The sequence below is a fragment of the Enterococcus sp. S86.2 genome (genome assembly GCF_059834485.2).
The window spans coordinates 2,621,760-2,645,597 of the sequence record NZ_CM206813.1 but is presented as its reverse complement, the minus strand read 5'-3'; the positions used below and the strand labels follow the sequence as shown (position 1 = coordinate 2,645,597).

Genomic DNA, 23,838 nt, shown 5'->3' with positions numbered 1-23,838 from the left:
GAAAAATATGACGGATATTTTACGTGATTTAGGTAAAATTGCGCGAGCACTAGATTCTATCGCGAATATTGAGTTTAAGGAATTTGCTTTAACCCGCGGGCAATATCTTTATTTGGTTCGGATTTATGAAAATCCCGGAATCATTCAAGAAAAACTAGCCGAGATGATTAAAGTCGATCGTACCACAGCAGCCCGGGCCATTGGGAAATTGGAAAAGAATGGTCTAATTGAAAAGCAGCCGCAATCTGACAATAAAAAAAATAAATCACTTTTTGTGACCAATAAAGGAGCAAAATTGGCCCCAGTTATTCAGGCGGAAAACCAATATTCCAATAAAGTTGCACTAAAAGGATTTAGCGAACCAGAAATGCAGCAATTGGCGGCCTATTTGTCACGGGTAGAAGAAAATATCGCTTCAGAGTGGGAATTAGTGAAAAAAGGTGTGACACGACAGTATGACAGTGAAGATTAGTGCAGTAAAACAAGCAGAGCTTGAAACGTTAAAAGAAATCAGCGAGACAACGTTTAAAGAAACCTTTGCAAAAGACAATACGCCAGCAGATCTCGCTATTTTTTTGCAGCAAAATTATAATTTGAAACAACTCCAACAAGAGCTGGACAATGGCGATTCCTTTTTTTATTTTATTTATCAAGACGCGCAATTAGCTGGTTATTTAAAGCTAAATATCGGCGAGGCGCAAAGTGAAAAAAGTAGCAGCGAAAGCCTAGAAATTGCGCGTATTTATATTTTGGCGGCTTTTAAACGGCAAGGTTTAGGCCATGAGCTAATGCAATTTGCAGAAAAGGTAGCAAAAGAAAAACAGAAAAAAGAAATCTGGTTAGGTGTCTGGGAATACAATCCAGTAGCAATTGCTTTTTATAAGAAAATGGGGTTTGTCAAAAAAGGAGAACACGTTTTTACGATTGGCACAGATGATCAAACAGACTGGGTCATGACAAAATATTTGAATTAAAAAATCTTGGAGGGAAATAGATGAAAAAAATTATTGTAGATGAAAACTTTTGGGAGCTCTTTCCTGAAGCTGAAATTTTTATCGTAACGGCAAAAGAAATTAATAATCAGGTTAATGAAGAAGATGATCCGTATTTTTCTGATTTATTAGCAAGAGGCAAACACGATGCGCAAAAATTTTTGACGGCAGACTCTTTTAGTCAAAATGAAGTCATTCAAGAATGGCGCCAGGCATTTAGCCAATTTAAAACTAAAAAAGGTGCCCGTTCGTCAATTGAGGCTTTATTAAAACGGGCGAGCCAAGATCGTACGTTTAATCCCATTAATCCTTTGGTGGACTTGTATAACAGTGTCTCATTGAAATACGCCGTTCCTTGTGGAGGAGAAGATATCGCCTCACTTTCAGGGGATTTGCATTTGGGTAAAGCCAAAGGGGGCGAAAGTTTCAAACCGCTGGGAGCTAACGAAGATGCCCCGGCGCTCCCTGAAGAAATCATTTATTATGATGAAGTTGGTGCTGTTTGTCGCTGTTTTAACTGGCGAGAAGCCCAACGCACGATGCTACAGGAAAATACAACGGACGCAATTTTGGTCATTGAAGCGATCAATGCGCAACAAGCTATGCGGGCTAAGATGGCGGCGGCCGAATTAAGCCAGCTGATAGAGGGCTATTTTAAAGTTAAAACAACTACCGCAACGTTAACTAAAAAAACACCGGAACAACAAATTTAATAAAAAAACTGTAAAGAATGAAAGTGGCAGGCAATTGTATTGCCAGCAAGTAATTTCTTTGCAGTTTTTTTCTTTTTTTAAAAATAAAAAGGATAACTATCGTATTATTTGCAAATTTTTATCAAGCTAGCTAAAATTTTTAGTGAGAAGTGATAATATTCACAAAAAAGTGTTTGACTTTTCTGACAATTCAACTTAGAATATAACACAACCAATTTTATATTTTTGACGGTGAAAAGAAGAGTAGTAAAAAAATACTGTAAAGAGAGCCTTTGGTTGGTGAAAAAAGGACAGTTACTTTTTGCGAAACACATCTTGGAGTTGCATGTTTGAAAAAAAGTAAAAGATGCCGGGTTAGCCCGTTACAGCTGCGGTCATTGTTGGATGACTAGACAAAAAGGCTGACGACTAAAAGTGCCAAGATACGCACATTTATGAAAGCAATAAAATGCACCGTTTGTTAGCTTGATCGCTTGAGGTCTATCTTTGGATAGATAAATTGAGGTGGAACCACGCATTTTAGCGTCCTCTGACTTTGTCAGGGGGCGCTTTTTTTCAACTATTAAAGTATAAAATTTTTGCCAGGGGAGGGAATTTAATGGAGATTCCAGTAAATATTTTGCGCCAAGAAGAATTAGCAGCTTTAAAGTTGCGGGCTTTATATGAAAAAGCAAACTTTAACTTGTTTTGCTTAAATAGTTTTGAAGAATACAACTTTTATTTGGAGAAGAAAGATTTTTTAGCAGATGACGATGTGATTAAATTTAATGCTGCTGACGGGAGATTGTTGGCTTTAAACCCCGATGTCACGCTATCGATTGTCAAAAATACACCAGCAAATGAAAGCAGGCGCCTATATTACAATGAAAATATTTATCGCCATAATCGCCACACGAATGAATATCAACAAATGAATCAAGCCGGCATCGAGATTATTGGCGACGTGTGCCGTAAAGCCGAATTAGAAGTGATTCAACTGGCGATTGCATCTTTAGAAGTAATTGGTCAAGCAAAATTGGAATTTTCCCACAGTGGTTTAGTAGCTGCAATTTTGGCTTTATTTCCTGATAACCTTCAAGGGGATGTTTTCAGCAGTATTAAAAGTAAAAATGGCGAAGATTTGAAAGTATTGGCGCAAACGGCCAATTTAAAAAAAGATATGACGCAAAATTTATTAGCACTTTTGCGTTTGAGTGGTGAAATCAATGAGTGTTTGAAAATAGCTTTGGAACTAACTAAAGGCTTGCCGCAAGCGCACCAAGCGTTATTAGAGCTAGAGGAGTTAGCGGCAGCATTACTAAAAGAAGAAGTTACGCCCCGTTTGTTATTTGATTTATCGACAGTCAACGATACCAATTATTATAGCGGGATTATTTTTCAAGGCTTTGTCCCGCAAGTGCCACAGGCGATTTTATTTGGCGGGCGTTATGATGGCTTGCTGCAATCTTTAGGTAAAACACAAGCTGCGATAGGTTTTGGCATTCATTTAAATGCCATTGGCAATAAACAAGATAGTCTAAAAAGTGAACAAGACGTCATCAATATTGCGCTGCCAAAAGGGCGAATGGGAGAAAAGATCTATCAAATGTTCCACGATGCCGGTTTGTGTCAGGAAAATTTGTTAGATGAAAGTCGGAAGCTGATTTTTACCGATGAAAAAAAACAGCTTCGCTTTTTCTTAGTGAAGCCCAGTGATGTGGCTAGTTGTGTTGAACACGGTGCTGCGGATATCGGGATTGTTGGTCGGGATATTTTATTGGAAACAAAGGCGAATGTTTTAGACGTTTTGCGTTTTGCGATTGGGCAATGTGATATCGCCATTGCCGGCCCTAAAAATTTTCAAAAAGATACGAGTCGTCCGCTAAAAGTGGCGACCAAATATTCCAATATCGCGCGAACTTATTTTAGTAGCTTAAGCCAGCCAGTGGAATTGATCTATTTAAATGGTTCGATCGAGTTAGCACCTTTAGTGGGATTAGCAGATGTGATTGTGGACATTGTCGAAACCGGCACCACCTTAAAAGAAAACGGCTTGGCTGTTTTGGAGAAGATTACGGATTCATCGGCCCATTTAGTTGTAAATAAAACATCTTGGCGCTTTAAACAAAGGCAGATTAAAGAAATCATTCAGAAAGTGGGGGCAAAAAATGATTAAAATTTTACCAGAGTCAGAAGTAGATTTAGCGCAAATTACCACGAGCACATCTGGAAATACCGCTGAATATACGCAAGTGGTACAAACAATTATTGAAGACATACAAGAAAATGGAGATGCGGCATTAACGGAATATACTAAAAAATTTGATGGCGCAGTCATTTCTGATTTTAAAGTAACCAAAGCAGAAATAAAAGCGGCTATGACAGCGTGTGACCCCGCCTTTTTAACTGTTTTAAAAAAAGCACAACAAAATATTGCCGCCTTTCACGAAAAACAAATAGAAAATGGGTTTATGCTCGAAAAAGAAGGTGCTGTGATGGGGCAGCGGGTGATTCCCTTAGCTAAAGTGGGTGTCTACGTGCCAGGGGGGACGGCTGCTTATCCCAGCACCGTTTTGATGAATGTCATCCCGGCTAAAATCGCCGGTGTCAAAAAAATTGTGCTGGTGACGCCACCGCAAAAAGACGGAACGATTGCTCCGGCAATTTTAGCCGCTGCTAAAATTTGTGGCGTTGATGAAATTTATAAAGTCGGCGGTGCCCAAGCTGTTGCAGCTCTAGCCTACGGGACCAAGACCATCCCGGCAGTAGATAAAATTACAGGGCCGGGGAATATTTATGTCGCAACTGCTAAACGCCTCGTATACGGCCAAGTCGACATTGATATGATTGCCGGTCCGAGCGATGTTTTAATTGTGGCAGATGAAAGCGCGAAGCCGAATTTTCTAGCGGCTGATTTATTAGCCCAAGCCGAACATGACGTAAATGCGCAAGCCATTTTAGTCACTACCAGTAATGAAATTGCCCACGCCACAGCAAAAGAGATCAAAAAACAAACGGCAACTGCACCGCGTAAAGAAATTATTACCGCGTCTTTGGCAAATAAAGGTTGCATTATCGTAGTGTCAGATTTAGCGGCTGCTTTAGCGATTGCCAATGAAGTGGCACCAGAACACTTAGAATTGTGCATTAAAGAACCTTTTGCAGCTTTAGGTGCTATCACGAATGCGGGGAGTGTTTTTTTGGGCAACAATACACCCGAAGTTTTAGGTGATTACTTAGCAGGCCCCAATCACACGCTACCAACTGAAGGAACCGCGCGTTTTTATTCTCCGTTATCCGTAGCAGATTTTCAAAAGCGTTCCAGTTATTTATATTACGGAGAATCTGCCTTACAAGCAGTCTGTGACGATGTGATTTTATTTGCTGAAACGGAAATGTTATTTGCCCACGCAAATTCTATGAAAGTACGAGGGGGTAGTCGATGAATTATTTTGCAGCAAAACTTGCAACACTTGCGCCTTATGTTCCCGGTGAACAGCCACAAGTTGAAGTGATTAAGCTAAACACGAATGAGAGTCCGTATCCGCCGGCCCCAGCTGTTAGTGAGGCAATCGCAGATGCGGCAAAAACTTTAGCCCGCTATCCCGATCCTGATTGCCAAAAACTGCGGCAAGCCCTAGCGCAGCATTTTGCCGTTACACCAGCAGAAATTTTTGTCGGCAATGGCAGTGATGAAGTTTTGGCCTTTTGTTTTCAAGGATTAATGAATGCAGGCGTGGCTTATCCTAATTTGACTTACGGTTTTTATCCAGTTTTTAGCCAACTGTATGATATTGCGGCAAAAGAAATTCCTTTAGCACCGGATTTCAAATTGAATTTAGCGGATTACAAAGATGAAACAGGAACCGTAATTTTTGCAAATCCCAATGCACCCACAAGTCTGGGTTTACCAGCAAAAGAAATTGCGGCTTTTGTGGCAAAAAAGCCAGAACGGCTCGTGATTGTCGATGAGGCTTACGTGGAATTTGGTGGTGAATCTATGATTTCTTATGTGAAAGAATACGAAAATCTTTTAGTTGTCGGCACTTTTTCCAAGTCGTGGCAATTAGCAGGAGCCAGATTAGGCTATGCTGTGGGGCAACCAGCCCTGATTGCCGCCTTGAATAAATTGAAGTTTAGTTTTAATCCATACAGTATTAATACCATGACCGCCGCCGCTGGCATTGCCGCGTTAGCTGATAGTGCTTACCACGCTAACTGTTTAACGCAAATTATCAGCGAACGAAAAAAAACGGCCGCCGCATTAAAAAAACTAGGCTTTACCGTATTGGCTAGTCAAACCAACTTTTTATTTGTCACCCATCCTAAAATTAGTGGTGAAGTGATTTATGAAAAATTAAAAGCACAGCAGATTTTTGTCCGCTGGTTTAATCAGCCCCAAATTAAAGACTATATCCGCATCACGATCGGCACACCACAGCAGATGCAGCAATGCCAAGTGGCAATTGCCCAAATTATAAAAGCAGAAGTTTAAGTTCAAATAAAAATGCAGGATACAAAAGGAGGCCAAAAAAATGCGTCATGCAGAAATTATCCGCAATACGAGTGAAACAAAAATTAAGTTGAAGCTAAATATCGATGGCACCGGTCAGCAAGTAATTAAAACAAAAATTGGTTTTTTAGATCATATGTTGGAATTATTTACCCGTCATGGTCGCTTTGATATTGAACTGGAATGTGATGGCGACATAGAAGTTGACGGGCATCACACAACAGAGGATATCGCCATTGTTTTAGGACGAGCTTTTTCAGAAGCTTTGGGCGATCGACGAGGAATCAAACGCTATGGCAGTATGATTTTGCCTATGGATGAGACACTGGTGATGGCCGCACTAGATATTTCCGGACGAGGCATTGCTTGTTTGAACGTGCATATTCCCGCTAGCCAAATTGGCGGCTTTGATACGGAATTAGTGGAGGAATTTTTTATCGCCTTTGCTAGAGAGCTGGGAGGTGCCATTCACTTGCAACAATTAGCAGGAAAAAATAGTCACCATATTGTGGAAGCTTGCTTCAAAGGTTTTGGGCGCGCATTAGCAGAGGCCTGTGAGATCAATGAAGTAGCACCAGATGAGATTCCTTCAACAAAAGGTACAATTTTGTAGGCAATAAATCGAGTTGTCGTAAGTTCAAACAGTTCGGCATTAAAAAAGTCAATTCAGGTGACTAAAACCGTCACATAAATTGCCTGTGTATAATGCTCACTGTTACCCCGAACTTGAGACAACATCTAATAAAGCGAGTTGTCGTAAGTTCAAACAGTTCGGCATTAAAAAAGTCAATTCAGGTGACCAAAACCGTCACATAAATTGCCTGTGTATAATGCTCACTGTTACCCCGAACTTGAGACAACATCTAAAGGGGGGAGAAGTTTTCGTGATTGCGATTATTGATTATGGTGTGGGGAATTTGTTTAGTTTGCAGAGCTCGTTGCATTTTATTGGCGCGGATGTGATCGTCACACGTGATGTGGCAAAAATTCAACAGGCAGATAAAATTTTATTGCCGGGAGTGGGGGCTTTTGGCGATGCAATGGGGAAATTACAGAACAGTGGTTTGGCAGACGTAGTGAAAACTGAGGCACAAAATGGAAAGCCATTGTTAGGAATCTGCTTAGGGATGCAGCTGCTTTTTTCTGAAAGTCATGAGTTTGGTGTTCACAAGGGTCTGGATTTAATTTCTGGCAGGGTGGTCTCTTTGAAGTCGGCCTTTGACAAGCAGCAAATTGAATTAAAAGTACCACAAATTGGTTGGAATAAATTAGTTCTAAAACAAGATTCACCGCTATTAAAATATGTAGTACAAGGGGATTTCGTTTATTACGTCCATAGTTATTATGCCAGTCAGTGTGACAAAAGTGTGGCGGCTTTTAGCGATTATGGGGTGAAAATTCCAGGGTTGGTACAAAAGGGAAATGTTTTTGGTACCCAATTTCATCCTGAAAAAAGTGGTGAAGTGGGCTTGAATATTTTACGGGCATTTACGGAGGTGAAGGGATGATTATTTTACCGGCAATTGATTTATACGACCGTAAAGTTGTACGACTTTATCAAGGAGATTACGACCAGCAGGAAGTTTTTGGCGATGATCCCCTTGAATTTGCCAAAAGTTTTGCCACAGCGGGTGCAAAATATTTACATTTGGTTGATTTAAATGGGGCCAAAGAAGGCACGAAAAAGCAATTTGATTTGGTAGCAGAAATTGTACAGCAAACGGATTTATTTGTTGAATTAGGCGGCGGTATCCGTAGCGAAGCAGATATTGAAGATTGTTTGGCAGTCGGCGTAAAGCGGGTTATCTTAGGAACGATTGCACAAAAAAAACCAGAATTTGCAAAAGCGATGATCGCCAAATACGGTGAAAAAATTGCGGTTGGTGTCGATGCCAGAGAGGGAATGGTGGCTGTTAACGGTTGGCTTGAAACCACCCAAACAGACGCTTACACGTTTTGCCAAGAATTAGTGGCAGCAGGTTGTCAGACGATTATTTATACAGACATTGCTAAAGACGGTACTGGCGCGGGGATGGATATTACTGCCTATCAGAAATTAAATCAGTTGGGCTGTAATATCGTAGCTTCTGGTGGTGTGGCAACAATAGAAGATATCAAAGGACTTGTTCAAGTAGACACATATGGCACGATTGTCGGAAAAGCTTTGTACAGTGGACAACTGGATTTAGCGGCGTGTCTTTTTGCCGCGGAGGTGAAAAAATGATTGCCAAACGAATTATTCCTTGCCTTGACGTGCGGGATGGCCGCGTAGTAAAGGGTGTTAATTTTGCAGGAATTAAAGATGTGGCGTCGCCGGTAGAGCTGGCAAAAAAATACGATCAAGCAGGCGCAGATGAGCTGGTTTTTTATGACATTACCGCTTCAGCGGAAAATCGCGGCTTGTTTACTGATATTTTGCAAGCGGTGGCCAAACAAGTTTTTATTCCTCTAACGGTTGGAGGGGGCATTAATACAGTTGATGATTTCGATCGGGTATTAAAATGCGGCGCCGATAAAGTTAGCGTTAATTCAGGGGCAATCAAAAATCCGCAACTGATTGCTGACGGGGCACAACGTTACGGTTCCCAATGCGTCGTTTTATCAGTGGATGTAAAAAAAGTTGCGGACAAGTGGCACGTTTTTACCAAAGGCGGCAGAGAAGATACCGGGATTAATGCTTTGACATGGATTAAACAAGGAGAAAAATTAGGCGCTGGCGAATTGGTCATTAATTCGATGGATACCGATGGCGTGAAAACAGGCTTTGATTTGGACTTGTTGCAGGCAGTGGCCGATATTTCCCAATTGCCAATTGTAGCTTCTGGTGGTGCAGGTAGTAAGGTTGATTTTTATCAACTATTTCAAAATCCGCGAATTGATGCGGGACTAGCAGCTTCTATTTTTCATTATGATGAGATTCCAATTCCAGTGTTAAAGCAATATTTACTAGAGAAAAATATTCCAATCCGCAACTGAGAGGGGACAACCAAATGGAAGTAAAAAACTTGAACTTTGACGAAAATGGCTTGATTCCTTGTGTAGTACAAGACTTTTATACAAAAGAGATACTGACGCTAGCGTATATGAATGAAGAAAGTTTACAAGCCACATTGAAAGATCGGCAAATGACTTTTTTCTCCCGCAGTCGGCAAGAACTATGGCGCAAAGGAGAAACAAGTGGTAATAGACAAACGTTGATTTGTTTAAAAGCAGACTGTGACCAAGATGCGTTAATAGCAGAAGTAATTAAGGCAGGACCGGCTTGCCATACGGGGGCAGAAAGTTGTTTTAATGAACTTTTGTTTAAAGACAGTGCCCAAATAAATATTTCGATTCCAGAGCTTTACGAATTGGTTTTAGGGCGTAAAGAGGCACCGCAGGAAAAAAGTTATACCAGCTATTTATTTGCCAAAGGAAATGAAAAGATTTTGAAAAAAATCGGTGAGGAAGCGACAGAGGTGGTTATTGGCGCGATGAAAGAAAGCAAGGAAGAGACAACTTATGAAATTTCTGACTTGATTTATCATTTACTCGTTTTAATGGCCAATAACAACATTACGCCAGCTGAAATTATGGCCGAACTTTCCCGTCGTCAAGTGGTGGATCAAAAGACCAAGCAAGAGACGATGAAATAAGGGGGTGCGACAATGTTTTATTCAAACGCCCATACTCACAGCAATTGGTGTGACGGAGAAAATACCTTAGCGGAAATGGCGCAAGCAGCTGAAAAGCTAGGCTTTACCGATTTAGGCTTCACCAGTCATTCATCAGCTCCTTTTGATCTTACCTGCTCAGGTGTGAAAGACGAAAGTGCCTATCAAAAAGCCGTACGCAGTTTAGCTGAAAAAAGTTTGCTACAGATTAGTTGCGGATTGGAATGGGATTATTTTAGTAAGACACCGATTAGCGGATATGATTATTTTGTCGGTTCTGTCCACTATTTGCCCCCGCGAGCAGGTGTGTATCGCAGTGTGGATGATACGCCGGAAAATTTTGCTAAAACTTTACAGGAGTGGTATGACGGTGATTTTTTAGCTTTGGCGCAAGATTATTACGATTTAGTTGTAACACATATTACACAAAACCAGCCCAAAATCGTTGGTCATTTTGATTTGGTTACAAAATTTAATGATACGTTACAGTATCTAACCGCTAAAAATCAAGATGCCTATGAACAACTTGCTTTAACTGCTTTGAAAAAAGTTGTCGCAGTCATTCAAAAATATGATGGTTTGGTGGAAGTCAATACTGGTGGCATGAGTCGAGGGTGGACAAAGCAGGCGTATCCGGCCAAATTTTTGTTGAACTATTTAGCCAGTGAAGAAGTGCCAATCATAATCACCAGTGATACACATCAAGTAGACACCTTAGCATATGCCTTTGAGGAAACGAAAAAGATTCTACAGTCAGTTGGCTTTAGCAGCAGTTGGCAGTTAAAGGAGCGAAAATTTGTCCCTGTAGCCTTTTAATAAAAAGCAAAAAAACCCTCCAGCAAAGTTAGTATTTTTTGCTGGAGGTTTTTTTTTGGACAGAAAATCTCGTATCTTTTTTAAACTAGTAATAACTGATCGTCTTTTAAATTTTCACCGCTATTTTGATGAAACAGCGTCATCAAATCAGGTACTGTCAATTGACTTTTCTTTTTGCCGGCAATATCCACGACAATTTTGCCTTGATGGAGCATGATTAAACGATTGCCGTAACGAATGGCGTCTTTCATGTCATGGGTCACCATGAAAGCCGTCAGTTTTTCTTCCTTAATTAAACGCTCTGTCAGATCCATAACTGTCGCTGAAGTTTTCGGATCAAGGGCAGCCGTGTGTTCATCTAACAAAATTAATTCGGGACGTTGTAAGGTCGCCATGAGCAGCGTAATCGCTTGGCGCTGACCGCCAGATAATAAACCAATTTCTGCATTTAAACGTGTTTCTAAACCTAGATGTAGCGTAGCTAATTTTTCTTTGAAAAATTCTTTTTGCTTTTGTTTGACGCCCATTGAAAAGCCGCGAGAATGGCCACGTTTCATGGCTAAAGCCAAATTTTCCTCCACTGTTAAACGAACGGCAGTCCCCATTTTTGGATCTTGAAAAACCCGACTAATATCTTTGGCCCGTTTCGTAACAGACTGGCGGGTAATATCAGTCCCATTTAACATAATTTTTCCAGTTTCAGTTGGAATTGTGCCTGCAATGCTATTTAAAAGCGTGGACTTACCTGCACCGTTTCCGCCGATAATGGTAATAAAGTCGCCTTTGTTCATGGTTAAGTTGATGCCTTTTAAAACGTGATTTTCATTAATTGTGCCTCGTTCAAAAGTTTGCTGTAAATTTTGGATTGCTAAGACTTCACTCATGCTTTTTGGCCTCCTTTACCAGCTTTTGGCAGGAATTTTTGGCGGAATTGTGGCATTGCCAGACAAATAACTAAAACGATAGCCGAGGCAATTTTTGCATCCCCTGGTTCGACGTTAAATTCAAAAACAACCCCTAAAATTAACCGGTAAATAATCGCGCCTAAAACAATTGTTAGCATGCGCACCAATAAGGTTTTATTGTGGAATAAAACTTCTGCGATGATAATGGAAGCCAAACCGATAACGATCGTTCCCACGCCAGAATTCAAGTCGGCAAAGCCATTATTTTGCGCTAACAAAGCGCCAGAAAGTGCAACACAGCCGTTTGAAAGCATGTATCCAATCATTTTCATATTGTCGGTATTGATTCCGTTTGCCTCACTCATGGCCAAATTATCACCGGTCGCACGAATAGCCAACCCGATTTCGGTGCGGAAAAATAAAAATAAAATGAAGACAACTAGCAACGTAAAAGCAGCACCGGCAATAATGACGGCATTAACTTTTTCAATGCCTAAAGCTTGCAACCCAGAAAAAACGGTTTTTTCCCCTAACAATGAGATATTGGGTGCACCCATTACGCGATTGGTAACGGAATAAAGCCCCGTCATGGTAATAATCCCCGCTAAAAGAGCAGGAATTTTTAATTTGGTGTGTAAAATCCCTGAAACTAAGCCTGCTAAAACACCGCCTAAAAATCCTAATAGACTAGCTGCAAAAGGATGGATACCATTGGTGATGCTAATTGCTGTAATACCCGCGCCTAAGGGAAAACTTCCCTCGGCTGTTAAATCGGCAATATCTAAAATGCGGTACGTTAAAAAGACGCCGATACCTAACAGTGCCCACAATACTCCTTGAGATGTGGCAGACTGTACTAAGATAAAAATCGTGTCTAAAATATTCATACACTTTCCTCAAATCCTAATTATTTTTATTCAAAAATTTAGATTCTGATAAAGGGCATCAGAATGCAAATTTCTGATATTTTTCCAAAGAGCTAACCGGCCCTTTCAGCTTTTCATCATGTCTAGCATTACGAACTAACTCTCGGCGACAATAAGCCAAACGCTTGAGAAATTTGAAGAGCAATTTATCAAGCGTTCATCTTATTGCTTGAGAGCTGTGCAAGTTCGTAAAACTTTTCTAGTTACTCTGGGGTTTTGATGGATGCTGGGTCGATGCCGATGGCTTTGGCCATATCGTCGTTGATTACAAGTTCTAATTTTTTTGCTGTTTCAACTGGCGTAGTGCTTGGTTTTTCGTCGCCTTTGAGAATTTTTGCTGCCATTTGCCCGGCTTGTTTGCCTAGTGATTTATAATCAATGCCAAAAGTTGCCAATGCGCCGCCGTCTACTTGTTCTACGGAACCTGCGATAATGGGTGTTTTCGTTTGTTTTGCGACTTCGCCGACAACTGCTGCAGCAGAGGCAAAGGTGTTATCAGTGGGAACATAAATGGCATCGACATCTTTTGCCAAGCTAGTTGTGACTTGCTGTACGTCATTTGTAGTGTTGGCGGTCATAACTTTTACTTTCACGCCGGCATCTTTTAAAGCCGCGCTTGCCAGATCTGCTTGGATTTTTGAGTTGGTTTCGCCGGCGTTGTACATTAAGCCAACAGTTTTCGCTTCTGGGACGATACTTAAGAGTAATTGAATTTGTTTTTTGATTGGCACCATGTCAGAAGTACCGGTAACATTTCCTCCTGGTTTTTTATCACTGGCTACTAACTTTGCCTCTTTTAAATCGGTCACAGCTGTTACGACGATGGGGATATCACTGGTCTCGTTAGCCAGAGATTGTGCCGCTGGGGTAGCGATCCCTAACAGAAGATCAGGTTTATCTTTGAGTAATTTTTCACTCATACTTTTTAAGTTGTCCTGATTATTTTGGGCATTTTGATAAGCTAAGGTCAAATTATCGCCTTCTTTGTATCCACCGGCAGCCAGGCCTTCTTTAAACCCATCATAAGCCGCATCCAGCGAACCGTGTTCCACCAATTGTAAAACACCGACAGTTACGCCATCTTTTTCGCTAGCCTTCTTTTCTGTTCCACATGCCGCTAAAGTTAAGGTTGCAATGGTTAATAAACACAAGCCTAATTTTTTCATTTTCATATTTTTTCCTCCTATAATATCTGATTTTTGCTAAAAGATCGGTCACTGTAAAAAAGTTGTGAGTAAAAAAAAGCCATCTAGACACGTGGGTCTAAATGGGCGGGAAAACTTCTTCATAATTTTTCGCGACCATTTAGTTGAAATGGCCTGCTAAAAAGCTCTAGCCATCATAGATAAAAGCAAGTTGTGCCTGCTGTCTCTATGATGTTCACAGTGACAGCACTATCTAAAATAGCTAAAGTAGAAAGTATTTACATGATTTAATTTGCTGTTCATAAAAATCCCTCCACTTTTTGAATTAGTATCAGTATAAGGGAACATAATTAGCAAAGTCAATAATATTTTTGAAATTTTCTGAATATTTTTGCGAAATAAATTTCGCAGATTTTTTTAAACCAACATCAAAATAAAATTTTTTTGTTTTTTGAAGAGTATGAAATAATAACTAAAATTTTCCGATTTTTTCCAAATTGCTGAAAACAAAATAAGGCCGGAAATCCTTGTGAAAAACGTGCTTAGCGCTACTTAACTCATTTTCCAGGGAAAAGAAAAATGAGAAAAAAATAAAAGAATCTCTCATCGAACTCTATAAACTTACTGTTATGAAAAATGCTAGAATTAGCATTGCAGGTAAAAATAAAAAAGGGAGGATTTCCCATGATTGAAGTTATCGATCTTAAAAAAGTATTCGATAATGGTTTTGAAGCGTTAAAGTCTGTAAATTTCACCATTGAAAAAGGTGATCTGGTTTGTTTGTTAGGTCCAAGTGGCTGTGGCAAATCGACAATTTTAAATTTGATCGCAGGTTTATTAAGTCCTACTGACGGTGATATCCGCTTTGCGGGTAGCTCTGTAGTAAAAACAGAACCTAAAGATCGTAATATTGGTTTTGTTTTCCAAAACTATGCCCTCTATCCCCATATGACTGTCTTTGAAAATGTGATGTTTCCATTAACGGTTGGGGATAAAAAAATGCCTAAAAATGAAGCGATGAAGATTGCGGAAAAATACATGGCGTTAACCAACATTGAAGAGTTGAAGGACAAAAAACCTGGTACACTTTCTGGAGGACAACAACAACGGGTAGCCATTACCCGCGCTTTAGTACAAAATCCAGAAGTTCTATTATTAGATGAGCCATTGTCTAACTTAGATGCCCGCTTACGTTTGAAAATTCGCGAAGAAATTCGTCGCTTGGTTAAAGAAGTCGGGATTACAACGATTTTTGTTACCCACGACCAAGAAGAAGCACTATCGATTTCTGACAAGATTATTTTATTAAATGAAGGTGTCATTCAGCAAAATGATGACCCCCAAAATCTTTATCTAGAACCAAATAATTTGTTTGTAGCTAAATTTATTGGTAATCCAATTATCAATATTTTGCCCGTCGAAGTAAAAAATGGCATGATGCACCACGATGCTTTTAGTGTGCCAGTTGATCGTTTTATGGCGGCTCGTTTTAAAGAAGAAATGCCAGATGGCGACTACTTTATCGGAATTCGTCCAGAAGATGTATTGCCAGTAGATGGCGCCGGTGCTTTTCAAACAGTTATTGCCGGTGTTGAATTAATTGGCCGGGAACGTATTTTAAACTTTGATATTGATTCCCATCACTTAAAATCGATTGTCAGCATCGAAGAAGATATTCAAGAAGGAGCGCAGCTGACCTTTGATTTTGCTTACCAAAAAGCCTTTATCTTTAAAGCAGATGGGACGCGGATCTACTAATGTTTAAAAAAAATCATTATAATCCTGAAAATCAGCCGAAAGCATGGCTCTTCCTTCTGCCTTCGCTAATCGTCATTATGATTTTCAGCATTTATCCATTGTTTCGTTCGCTCTTTATGAGTTTTCAAAAAGGGACGCTAATTAATCAAGAATATGCTGGGATTGAAAACTATCAAAAAGTTTTATCTGATCCGGTATTTTTTAAAGCCTTAAAAAATACCGCATTATATGCCTTTACCGTTGTTCCAATCGCATTAATTATCGGTCTTGCGATTGCCTGGATTATTTTTGAAAAAGTGAAACACAAAAGTTTCTTTGAAACGCTGTTTTTCATGCCTTATGTCACCAGTACGATTGCGATCGGGATTGTTTTTCGTTACTTTTTTAACGGCTCCTATGGGATTATCAATTTTCTTTTGAGTAAAGTTGGTATTCCAGCTATTAATTGGTTAGATGATGTGGACATGAGCATGACCACGTTGATTATCTTTGGTATTTGGACTAGCTTGGCGTTTAATATCATTATTTTATTAGCTGGATTACGGAATATTGATCCAGAACATTATAAAATTGCGAAGATGTTTGGGGCCAAAGATGGTGAAATTTTCCGTCGGATTACATTGCCGCAATTGGTTCCAACTATTGCCTTTTTGCTAACGGTTAATATTATTGGCGCTTTTAAAGTGTATACCCAAGTTTATGCATTGTTTGCCGGGCAGCCCGGGATTGCCAAAAGCGCGACGACCGCCGTTTATTATATTTACGATAAGTTCCACATTGCCGGGCGACCTGGCATTGCCATGGCAGCGACTGTCATTTTATTCTTAGTTATTTTGTTCTGTACGTTTATCCAACGTCAAATCATGAAGAAAGTGGGGGAGTAGCGTGAAAAAAGTCGTAACCATTGTGGCGTTAGTCTTTTTAGTAGTGCTAGGCATTATCACCTTGTTCCCATTTGTTTACATGGTTTTAGCAGGGCTTATGACCTATAGCGAGGCTACGAGTATTCCGCCGACCATTATCCCAGAAAAATTCCAGTGGGCTAACTATGCAGCGGTCTTTTCAAAAGCACCTTTTTTACAATATTTTATTAACACAGTTTTTGTCTCTTTGGTGACAACCATTGCAACCTTGATTACTTCGGTTTTGGCGTCATTTGCATTAACTAGTTTGGAATTTAAGTTTAAAGGTTTAGTTGTGGGGATTATGGTGTCCTTACTGATGGTACCTTATGAATCGATCATCTTTACCAACTACAATACGATTGCCAAAATGGGGCTATTAAACAGTTATGCCGCTTTAATTATTCCTTTTTTAACAAGTATTTTTTACATTTATTATTTGAATAGTTACTTAAAAGGAATTTCAAGCACCTTTTATAAAGCAGCAAAAATTGATGGTGCTTCTGATTTAGAATATATTTGGCGTATTTTAGTTCCAATGTCTCGTCCAGCGTTAGTGACTGTCGGGATTTTAACATTTATTTCCAGCTGGAATTCTTTTTTATGGCCATTACTTGTGACCAACGAGAAAAAATATCGCTTATTAAATAATGGACTTGCAGCCTTTACGACCGAAAGTGGGAGCGATGTGCATTTGCAAATGGCAGCTGCAACATTAACCGTAATTCCCATCTTAATTATTTATTTGATTTTTAGAAAAGAAATTATTCGAGGAGTGGCAAAAAATGGTATCAAAGGGTAAAACCACCATCACTTTTCATAGTGGTATTTTAACCATCGGCGGTACTATTATTGAGGTCAGCTATGAAGATGCGCATATTTTCTTTGATTTTGGTACGGAATACCGACCAGAATTGGGCTTAAAAGACGATAGTCTGGCAACACTTTTGAAAAATCGTTTAGTACCAGAATTAAAAGGTGTCTATGATCCGCGGTTAAATTATACGTACCACGGCGAAGATGAGCAAAAATATAATGAGACGGCAGTCTTTTTATCCCATGCTCATTTGGATCATTCTAAAATGATTAATTATTTAGACCCTGCAATTCCCTTATACACCTTAAAAGAAACAGCAAAGATTTTACAAAGTTTAAATCGTAATGGGGACTTTTTAATCCCTTCACCTTTTGAAAAAGCTAACTTTACCCGTGAAATGACTGGTCTTATGGCCCATGATGTGGTGGAAGTAGGCCAAATTAAAGTGGAATTGGTGCCAGTGGATCACGATGCCTATGGCGCTTGCGCATTATTAATTCATACACCGGATTCTTTCATTACTTATACTGGTGATTTACGTTTACATGGCTATGATCGTCAATTTACGCTGGACTTTTGTCAAAAAGCTCGGCATACCGATTTACTAATGATGGAAGGCGTCAGCATTAGTTTTGATGAAAGAGACGATGAAGATATCAAAGTTTTCAGCGAAGAAGATTTAATCGCGCAACTTGTGACACAAATTGCAGCAAATAAAAAGCGTCAATTGACCTTTAATGGTTATCCTGCCAATGTGAAACGCTTTGAACAAATTATTAAACAGTCTCCGCGCACGGTTGTTTTAGAAGCCAATATGGCAGCTTTGATGCAAGATATCTTTGGCATGGACGTTCCTTATTATTATCCGTTAAATTCTGATACTACTATTTCTAGCCTAGATTCAAAACTAGAAATTTCTTATGAAGAACTACTGGCAGATGACCACAAATATTTGTGGCAAGCCGTAGCAAACTTCGAAAAATTACAAAGCGGCGGTCTGTATTTCCACATGGACGCGCAGCCTTTGGGGGATTTTGATCCCAAATATCAAGTCTTCTTGGATTTACTCGCCTTGAAGAAAGTGGAATTTGTCCGGCTGGCTTGTTCAGGACATGCGTTTCCACAAGACCTCGATGCCATTGTTTCAATGATCGAGCCTAAAATTTTGGTTCCAATCCATACGTTAAAACCAGAAAAACTGGAAAATCCGTATGGCAAAAGAATACTTCCCACCCGTGGGGAAAAAATCACTGAGTTCAAAGGAGAGTAAGAAATGAAGTTCAAAAAATTGGGTACAGCAGTATTGGCAACTGCCGCAGTTTTTGCATTAGCAGCCTGTGGCAACGGTTCAAAAGAAAGTTCTAAAGGCGACAGCGACAAAATCGTAACGTCAATCGACAAAGACACAACGGTTACATTTTGGCATGCAATGAATGGCGCACAAGAAGAAGCTTTAACAAAAATTACCAAGGATTTCATGAAAGAAAATCCAAAAATCAAAATTGAATTGCAAAACCAATCACAATACTCAGACTTACAAGCAAAAATCAACTCAACACTACCTTCTCCAGATGATTTACCAACAATCAGCCAAGCGTATCCAGGCTGGTTATGGAACGCTGCACAAGATGATATGTTAGTGGATTTGAAACCTTACATGGATGACAAAACCATCGGCTGGGGCGACCAAGAAGCAATTCGCAAACCTTTATTAGAAGGTGCGCAAATCGAAGGCAAACAATACGGTATTCCATTTAATAAATCAACAGAAGCTTTGGTTTACAATGCTGACTTGTTGAAAAAATATGATGTTGCAGTTCCCAAAACTTTAGCTGAATTAAAAGAAGCATCTAAAACAATTTACGAAAAATCAAATCATGAAGTAGTTGGTGCTGGTTTTGACTCACTAAATAACTACTATGTTATCGGGATGGAAAACAAAGGGGAAGACTTCACCAAAGACTTAAAATTTGATTCTAAAAAATCAAAAGAAGTGATTGACTACTATTTAGATGGCGTGAAAGATGGTTACTTCCGTATCGCAGGTTCAGACAAATATTTATCTGGCCCATTTGCAAACGGTAAAGTTGCAATGTTTATCGGTTCAATCGCCGGTGAAGGTTATGTGAAAAAAGATACTGAAGGTAAATTTGAATATGGCGTTGCACCACGTCCAGAAAAAATTAACTTGCAACAAGGTACTGATGTTTACATGTTCAACAGTGCAACTGCGGAACAAAAATCGGCTGCTTTCATGTATTTGAAATACTTGTCTTCACCAGAAGTACAATTATACTGGGCTGAACAAACCGGCTACATGCCAATCTTGCAATCTGTCTTGGAAAGTGATGAATACAAAAAATCACCAAACACGAAAGTACCTGCAATCTTAGAAGATGCAACCAAAGACTTGTTCTCGATTCCAGTGAAAGAAAATGCTGACCCTGCTTACAATGAAGTTCGGGCAATCATGGAAAATATCTTGTCTAACCCAGACAAAGATACTAACAAATTAATCAAAGATTCTGTGCCACAATTACAAGATGCGTGGAATCAATAATTTATAGTAAAAAGCTCCGCTGACTTGTTTGGTTAGCGGAGCTTTTTTTGTCTTATGTCCTAGAGTTGGAGGGTTCTTTTAGCTTTTTTTCGCTAAAATCTAGTGTTTTAATTTCTAAGAGAACAATTGGTCTTCAAGTAAAAATTTTTGTATTTTATGGTATGATGACAAAGGAAAAACTTTAAAAATTTCAGTGATTGTATAGGCTACAAAGGTTTGATAAAGAAGCAAAATTACCGATTTACTATTGCTCGCTAAGATCAATTTTTTTGTGAATGTCTGAATACTAAACAAACTCTTCGTGCTAAATACTGACAATAAGGCGTAATTTAGCTGAATTGTAGCTTATTGTGAGAAAGTTTGTAAATCTTTTATAAAAAATGCAGGAAAGGAAGAAAAAATGAAATTAACTATTTTAGCCACAAGCGATATGCACGGCTACATTCAACCAACCAACTATGCGGAAAAAGGAGCAGACTTACCTTTTGGTACGGCCAAAGTTGCGACTAAAATGCAAGAACTAACAGCAAAAGCAGATGGACCGGTCGTTAAAATTGAAAATGGTGACTTTATTCAAGGTTCACCGTTAAGTTATTACGCAGCCAAACAAAAGCAAGACCCAGCAGAAATTACGAAAGTCATTAATCATATGGGCTATGATGTGGGATTGTTGGGAAATCATGAGTTTAACTATGGACTACCTTATTTAGAAAAAGCAATTAAAAGCTATAATCACCCAATTTTAGCGGCAAATGTTTTAGACAAAGATGGCAAACCTTATTTTGGCGATCCCTATGTTATTTTAGAAAAAGCAGGCGTCAAAATTGCGATTTTGGGTGTGGTGACACAATATATTCCCCATTGGGAGCAACCAGCAACTGTTAAGGATTTAACTTTTAAAAGTTTAGTGGCAACCGCTAAAGAATACGTGCCCAAATTGCGCGAGCTAGCTGATGTTGTTATTGTTTCTTATCATGGTGGTTTTGAAAAAGATTTAGTGACAGGTGAAGCGACCGAAATGTTGACTGGAGAAAATGAAGGATACGAATTGTTGCAAACTGTCAGTGGCATTGACGCTTTTGTAACAGGCCACCAACACAGAGAAATTGCTACGGTGGTTAACGGTGTGCCGGTCATTCAACCAGGATTTCGGGGAAATTACATTGGTAAAATTACGTTAGATTTAAATAAAACCGGTGACAAGTGGCAAGTAAGCAATCCTGCTGCTGAAATTGTGGCGACAAAAGATGCAAAGGCGGATGGAGAAGTTGTTGGCTTAATTCAAGAATTGGATCACGAGTTGGAAAATTGGTTGGATCAGCCTGTGGGTAAAGTTCAAGGGGATATGCACATCACTGATCCAATGGGGGCGCGAATTAGTGAACATCCGTATATTGAATTTATTAATCGCGTTCAAATGTGGGCCAGTGGGGCTAAAATTTCGGGTACAGCCTTGTTTAATAATGAAGGAAAAGGCTTTGGTGAAGTTATCACGATGCGAGATGTCATCACCAATTATATTTATCCAAATACATTAGCTGTTCTAAAAATTACCGGTGCAGATTTAAAAGCAGCTTTAGAACAAACGGCAAATTATTTAGTGTTAGAAGATGGCCAAATCGTCTTTAACCCGAAATTTATTGATCCAAAGCCACAATATTATAACTACGATATGTATGAAGGTATTGATTATGCTATTGATTTGAGTAAACCTTATGGTGAAAAAATCACGAAATTACAATTAGCCGGTGCAGATATTTTACCTGATGACAAATTGGAAGTTGTCATGAACCAATACCGCGCAGTTGGCGGGGGCAACTATGCTATGTTTAGCGCAGATAAAATCGTTAAAGAAATTCCGCGGGATATGACAGAAGTAATTGCCGAATACTTGCAAGCCCATCCTGTTTTAAAAGCAGAAGTAAACCATAACTTTAGTGTGAAATAATCACAGCATAAAAGTCTCACGTTTTTGTTTTTCCCACCTGTTTAACAGGTGGGAAAATATTAAATGTGGGGCTTTTTGTGTAAAGAAAGTATATTTTTTACAAAAAAAAGTATTGCGTGACTGCTTAGTGCTTAGTATTACGAACTAACTTGCGGCGACAATAAGCCAAAATTTTAAGAAATTTGAGAGACAATTTATTAAAATTCCGTCTTAATACTTGGAAGTTAAACGAGTTCGTAAAGCTTTTCTAGCTGTCTAGCTTCAAGTGCCAACTCTTTGGGAAAAATTCGAAAACTTAGATTCTGATAAAGAACATCAGAATGCAAATTTCCGACATTTTTCCAAAGAGCTAAACGGCCCTTTCAGCTTTTCCTCATGTCTAGCATTACGAACTAACTCTCGGCGACAATAAGCCAAACGCTTGAGAAATTTGAAGAGCAATTTATCAAGCGTTCATCTTATTGCTTGAGAGTTGTGCAAGTTCGTAAAGCTTTTCATCATGTCTAGCTTTACGAACTAACTTCCTTCGGTATTAAGTCAAAATTTTAAGAAATTTGAGAAACAATTTATTAAAATTCCGTCTTAATACTTGGAAGTTAAACGAGTTCGCAAAGCTTTTCCTTTCCAAGTATAAATAGTTGCTTACTTTTAATAAGAGAGTTAAGATAAACACGTAATTTACAAGAGAGAAGGAAAGTCTTATGTATCATACAAGTAATGAAGAACATCCTATTGATATCGTGAATATTGCCTCATTGGAAGGCCGCGTGAAAGAACGCATGGAAGTTGGCGCTTTTGGTTACATTCGTGGCGGTTCTGAAGACGAATGGACGATGAAAGAAAACACTGCTTCTTTTATGAATAAAAAAATTATGCCGCGTATTTTACAAGGTATTGATCATGCAGACTTATCAACAAAATTGTGGGATATTGATTTGAAGACACCAATTATTCAAGCGCCTTCTGCAGCCCAAGGTTTGGCTCATGAAAAAGGTGAAGCGGATACCGCAAAAGGGGTTGCTGCTGCGGGTTCTATTTTTTCAATTAGTACGTACGCGAACACAACCATTGAAGATGCAGCTGCTGCAGCTCCTGATGCACCACAATTTTTCCAATTGTATATGAGTAAAGATGACGGCTTCAATGAATTTATTTTAGACAAAGCTGTTAAAGCTGGTGCTAAAGCAATTATTTTAACTGCCGACTCAACATTGGGTGGTTATCGTGAAGAAGATATTATCAACCAATTCCAATTTCCACTACCAATGCCTAATCTAGCTGCTTATTCTGAACAAAGTGCAAGTGGTAACGGTGAAGGTAAAGGGATTGCCGAAATTTATGCGGCTGCAAAACAAGGTTTAGTTCCAGAAGATATCAAAAAAATTAAAGATTTAACACACTTACCTGTTTTTGTTAAAGGAATTCAATCACCTGAAGATGCAGATTTAGCGATTAAAGCTGGTGCAGATGGTATCTGGGTCTCCAATCATGGTGGTCGTCAATTAGACGGCGGTCCTGCTTCTTTTGAAGTTTTACCTGCTATAGCAGAAGTTGTCGACAAACGTGTGCCAATTGTATTTGACTCTGGTGTACGTCGTGGGGAACATATCTTTAAAGCTTTAGCTAGTGGTGCTGATCTAGTGGCTATCGGTCGTCCCGTTATTTATGGTTTGAATTTAGGTGGGGCTGAAGGCGTGAAATCTGTCTTTGATCACTTAAATAAAGAATTATCAATCACGATGCAATTGGCTGGTACGAAAACAATTGCAGATGTAAAGAAAACAAAATTAATTGATTAATTTTGATACGTGGCTGTAATGAAAATATTTAACCTTAAGAAATAAGTGCATTCTCAAAAAAGGTTCTTATATTTTGTTTTAATCGCAATTACTTTAAGCAATTACAAGTAAGCCAAATTTTATCGCTTAAAAAGCTAGGACAAGTTATTTGTTCTAGCTTTTTTTGTTGCAGTGATTGTAAGCAAAATGAGAAAATAGAAAGCTAAAAAAATAGTCAAGGAGGTAAGTAGCTGTTTTAAAATAACTGTTGCTATATAACGAGGTTGTTGTATTAAATTGATTTATTCAGATACGGTAGGCGTTGTTTTCTGCTAATTTTTATTACGAGTGTCATTTTTCGAACAAAAAAAGAAAATCGCATTGTTTGAAGTCTCTTGAAAGAACATGCTAAAATAAAAGGGAGTAAAATGAG

General features: G+C 39.1%; 22 protein-coding genes and 1 other annotated feature. Of the genes, 19 read left to right on the top strand and 3 right to left on the bottom strand.

What is annotated here, in order from left to right; genetic code table 11:
• Positions 1–7 precede the first annotated feature (7 nt).
• From AC6R0T_RS12625 to AC6R0T_RS12570, 12 genes are all read left to right on the top strand, one after another.
• A complete protein-coding gene (locus AC6R0T_RS12625; protein ID WP_230711138.1) occupies positions 8–472 on the top strand; it encodes a MarR family winged helix-turn-helix transcriptional regulator in 465 nt (154 codons plus the stop codon).
• Positions 456–974: a GNAT family N-acetyltransferase gene (locus tag AC6R0T_RS12620; protein ID WP_303754184.1), complete on the top strand. Its 519-nt coding sequence runs from the start codon at positions 456–458 to the stop codon at positions 972–974. Before AC6R0T_RS12625 ends, AC6R0T_RS12620 begins: the two co-directional genes overlap by 17 nt.
• Before the next feature lie 20 nt (positions 975–994).
• On the top strand, positions 995–1,705 hold the full coding sequence (locus AC6R0T_RS12615) for a B3/B4 domain-containing protein (RefSeq protein WP_282461972.1): 711 nt from the start codon (positions 995–997) through the stop codon (positions 1,703–1,705).
• Between the two features lie 222 nt (positions 1,706–1,927).
• Positions 1,928–2,238, top strand: a binding site (T-box leader).
• Positions 2,239–2,303: 65 nt separating this feature from the next.
• Complete coding sequence (hisG, locus tag AC6R0T_RS12610) at positions 2,304–3,860, top strand: ATP phosphoribosyltransferase (protein ID WP_303754183.1); 1,557 nt, start codon at positions 2,304–2,306, stop codon at positions 3,858–3,860.
• Positions 3,853–5,130, top strand: a complete 1,278-nt coding sequence (gene hisD, locus AC6R0T_RS12605; protein ID WP_282461973.1) for a histidinol dehydrogenase — start codon at positions 3,853–3,855, stop codon at positions 5,128–5,130. The genes hisG and hisD overlap by 8 nt, the downstream gene beginning before the upstream one ends.
• Positions 5,127–6,179, top strand: coding sequence for a histidinol-phosphate transaminase (gene hisC, locus AC6R0T_RS12600; protein WP_303754182.1), 1,053 nt, complete (start codon positions 5,127–5,129; stop codon positions 6,177–6,179). Before hisD ends, hisC begins: the two co-directional genes overlap by 4 nt.
• Positions 6,180–6,219: 40 nt before the next feature.
• The gene (gene hisB, locus AC6R0T_RS12595; RefSeq protein WP_303754181.1) at positions 6,220–6,810 is read left to right on the top strand and encodes an imidazoleglycerol-phosphate dehydratase HisB; all 591 of its coding nucleotides are present in this window, start codon (positions 6,220–6,222) and stop codon (positions 6,808–6,810) included.
• A 271-nt stretch (positions 6,811–7,081) separates the two neighbouring features.
• Positions 7,082–7,705 (top strand): imidazole glycerol phosphate synthase subunit HisH, encoded by a 624-nt coding sequence (gene hisH / locus AC6R0T_RS12590; RefSeq protein WP_303754180.1) that lies wholly within the window; start codon positions 7,082–7,084, stop codon positions 7,703–7,705.
• On the top strand, positions 7,702–8,421 hold the full coding sequence (gene hisA / locus AC6R0T_RS12585) for a 1-(5-phosphoribosyl)-5-[(5-phosphoribosylamino)methylideneamino]imidazole-4-carboxamide isomerase (RefSeq protein ID WP_303754179.1): 720 nt from the start codon (positions 7,702–7,704) through the stop codon (positions 8,419–8,421). Before hisH ends, hisA begins: the two co-directional genes overlap by 4 nt.
• Complete coding sequence (gene hisF / locus AC6R0T_RS12580) at positions 8,418–9,173, top strand: imidazole glycerol phosphate synthase subunit HisF (RefSeq protein WP_303754178.1); 756 nt, start codon at positions 8,418–8,420, stop codon at positions 9,171–9,173. Before hisA ends, hisF begins: the two co-directional genes overlap by 4 nt.
• A gap of 14 nt (positions 9,174–9,187) precedes the next feature.
• A complete protein-coding gene (gene hisIE, locus AC6R0T_RS12575) occupies positions 9,188–9,832 on the top strand; it encodes a bifunctional phosphoribosyl-AMP cyclohydrolase/phosphoribosyl-ATP diphosphatase HisIE (RefSeq protein WP_230711128.1) in 645 nt (214 codons plus the stop codon).
• 12 nt (positions 9,833–9,844) lie between these two features.
• Positions 9,845–10,666, top strand: coding sequence for a histidinol-phosphatase HisJ family protein (locus tag AC6R0T_RS12570; RefSeq protein ID WP_303754177.1), 822 nt, complete (start codon positions 9,845–9,847; stop codon positions 10,664–10,666).
• Positions 10,667–10,746: 80 nt separating this feature from the next.
• On the opposite strand, the gene AC6R0T_RS12565 is transcribed toward AC6R0T_RS12570, so the two are convergent.
• The 3 genes from AC6R0T_RS12565 to AC6R0T_RS12555 all read right to left on the bottom strand — a co-directional run bounded on the left by AC6R0T_RS12565 (position 10,747) and on the right by AC6R0T_RS12555 (position 13,669).
• Positions 10,747–11,550, bottom strand: a complete 804-nt coding sequence (locus AC6R0T_RS12565; protein ID WP_303754176.1) for an ABC transporter ATP-binding protein — start codon at positions 11,548–11,550, stop codon at positions 10,747–10,749.
• The gene (locus AC6R0T_RS12560) at positions 11,547–12,458 is read right to left on the bottom strand and encodes an ABC transporter permease (protein WP_206903275.1); all 912 of its coding nucleotides are present in this window, start codon (positions 12,456–12,458) and stop codon (positions 11,547–11,549) included. The genes AC6R0T_RS12565 and AC6R0T_RS12560 overlap by 4 nt, the downstream gene beginning before the upstream one ends.
• A 242-nt stretch (positions 12,459–12,700) precedes the next feature.
• On the bottom strand, positions 12,701–13,669 hold the full coding sequence (locus AC6R0T_RS12555; protein ID WP_206903276.1) for an ABC transporter substrate-binding protein: 969 nt from the start codon (positions 13,667–13,669) through the stop codon (positions 12,701–12,703).
• Between the two features lie 657 nt (positions 13,670–14,326).
• Here AC6R0T_RS12555 and AC6R0T_RS12550 point away from each other — a divergent pair.
• The 7 genes from AC6R0T_RS12550 to AC6R0T_RS12520 all read left to right on the top strand — a co-directional run bounded on the left by AC6R0T_RS12550 (position 14,327) and on the right by AC6R0T_RS12520 (position 23,426).
• Positions 14,327–15,400, top strand: a complete 1,074-nt coding sequence (locus tag AC6R0T_RS12550; RefSeq protein WP_230711124.1) for an ABC transporter ATP-binding protein — start codon at positions 14,327–14,329, stop codon at positions 15,398–15,400.
• Entirely contained in the window at positions 15,400–16,284 is an 885-nt protein-coding gene (locus AC6R0T_RS12545; RefSeq protein WP_206903278.1) for a carbohydrate ABC transporter permease, read from the top strand. The genes AC6R0T_RS12550 and AC6R0T_RS12545 overlap by 1 nt, the downstream gene beginning before the upstream one ends.
• Before the next feature lies 1 nt (position 16,285).
• A complete protein-coding gene (locus AC6R0T_RS12540) occupies positions 16,286–17,104 on the top strand; it encodes a carbohydrate ABC transporter permease (protein ID WP_206903279.1) in 819 nt (272 codons plus the stop codon).
• Positions 17,088–18,389, top strand: coding sequence for an MBL fold metallo-hydrolase (locus tag AC6R0T_RS12535; RefSeq protein ID WP_303754175.1), 1,302 nt, complete (start codon positions 17,088–17,090; stop codon positions 18,387–18,389). The genes AC6R0T_RS12540 and AC6R0T_RS12535 overlap by 17 nt, the downstream gene beginning before the upstream one ends.
• Positions 18,390–18,392: 3 nt before the next feature.
• Positions 18,393–19,679 carry an extracellular solute-binding protein gene (locus AC6R0T_RS12530; RefSeq protein WP_282461978.1) on the top strand — a complete coding sequence of 429 codons (1,287 nt, stop codon included), beginning with the start codon at positions 18,393–18,395 and terminating at the stop codon, positions 19,677–19,679.
• Positions 19,680–20,079: 400 nt separating this feature from the next.
• Entirely contained in the window at positions 20,080–21,627 is a 1,548-nt protein-coding gene (locus tag AC6R0T_RS12525) for a bifunctional metallophosphatase/5'-nucleotidase (RefSeq protein WP_303754174.1), read from the top strand.
• A gap of 701 nt (positions 21,628–22,328) precedes the next feature.
• Positions 22,329–23,426: a lactate oxidase gene (locus AC6R0T_RS12520; protein ID WP_206903283.1), complete on the top strand. Its 1,098-nt coding sequence runs from the start codon at positions 22,329–22,331 to the stop codon at positions 23,424–23,426.
• Positions 23,427–23,838: the final 412 nt, after the last annotated feature.

Coding starts and splice junctions, on each gene's coding strand:
- AC6R0T_RS12625 (WP_230711138.1), top strand. CDS start 8: ATGACGGATATTTTACGTGATTTAGGTAAAATTGCGCGAGCACTAGAT.
- AC6R0T_RS12620 (WP_303754184.1), top strand. CDS start 456: ATGACAGTGAAGATTAGTGCAGTAAAACAAGCAGAGCTTGAAACGTTA.
- AC6R0T_RS12615 (WP_282461972.1), top strand. CDS start 995: ATGAAAAAAATTATTGTAGATGAAAACTTTTGGGAGCTCTTTCCTGAA.
- hisG (WP_303754183.1), top strand. CDS start 2,304: ATGGAGATTCCAGTAAATATTTTGCGCCAAGAAGAATTAGCAGCTTTA.
- hisD (WP_282461973.1), top strand. CDS start 3,853: ATGATTAAAATTTTACCAGAGTCAGAAGTAGATTTAGCGCAAATTACC.
- hisC (WP_303754182.1), top strand. CDS start 5,127: ATGAATTATTTTGCAGCAAAACTTGCAACACTTGCGCCTTATGTTCCC.
- hisB (WP_303754181.1), top strand. CDS start 6,220: ATGCGTCATGCAGAAATTATCCGCAATACGAGTGAAACAAAAATTAAG.
- hisA (WP_303754179.1), top strand. CDS start 7,702: ATGATTATTTTACCGGCAATTGATTTATACGACCGTAAAGTTGTACGA.
- hisF (WP_303754178.1), top strand. CDS start 8,418: ATGATTGCCAAACGAATTATTCCTTGCCTTGACGTGCGGGATGGCCGC.
- hisIE (WP_230711128.1), top strand. CDS start 9,188: ATGGAAGTAAAAAACTTGAACTTTGACGAAAATGGCTTGATTCCTTGT.
- AC6R0T_RS12570 (WP_303754177.1), top strand. CDS start 9,845: ATGTTTTATTCAAACGCCCATACTCACAGCAATTGGTGTGACGGAGAA.
- AC6R0T_RS12565 (WP_303754176.1), bottom strand. CDS start 11,550: ATGAGTGAAGTCTTAGCAATCCAAAATTTACAGCAAACTTTTGAACGA.
- AC6R0T_RS12560 (WP_206903275.1), bottom strand. CDS start 12,458: ATGAATATTTTAGACACGATTTTTATCTTAGTACAGTCTGCCACATCT.
- AC6R0T_RS12555 (WP_206903276.1), bottom strand. CDS start 13,669: ATGAAAATGAAAAAATTAGGCTTGTGTTTATTAACCATTGCAACCTTA.
- AC6R0T_RS12550 (WP_230711124.1), top strand. CDS start 14,327: ATGATTGAAGTTATCGATCTTAAAAAAGTATTCGATAATGGTTTTGAA.
- AC6R0T_RS12545 (WP_206903278.1), top strand. CDS start 15,400: ATGTTTAAAAAAAATCATTATAATCCTGAAAATCAGCCGAAAGCATGG.
- AC6R0T_RS12535 (WP_303754175.1), top strand. CDS start 17,088: ATGGTATCAAAGGGTAAAACCACCATCACTTTTCATAGTGGTATTTTA.
- AC6R0T_RS12530 (WP_282461978.1), top strand. CDS start 18,393: ATGAAGTTCAAAAAATTGGGTACAGCAGTATTGGCAACTGCCGCAGTT.
- AC6R0T_RS12525 (WP_303754174.1), top strand. CDS start 20,080: ATGAAATTAACTATTTTAGCCACAAGCGATATGCACGGCTACATTCAA.
- AC6R0T_RS12520 (WP_206903283.1), top strand. CDS start 22,329: ATGTATCATACAAGTAATGAAGAACATCCTATTGATATCGTGAATATT.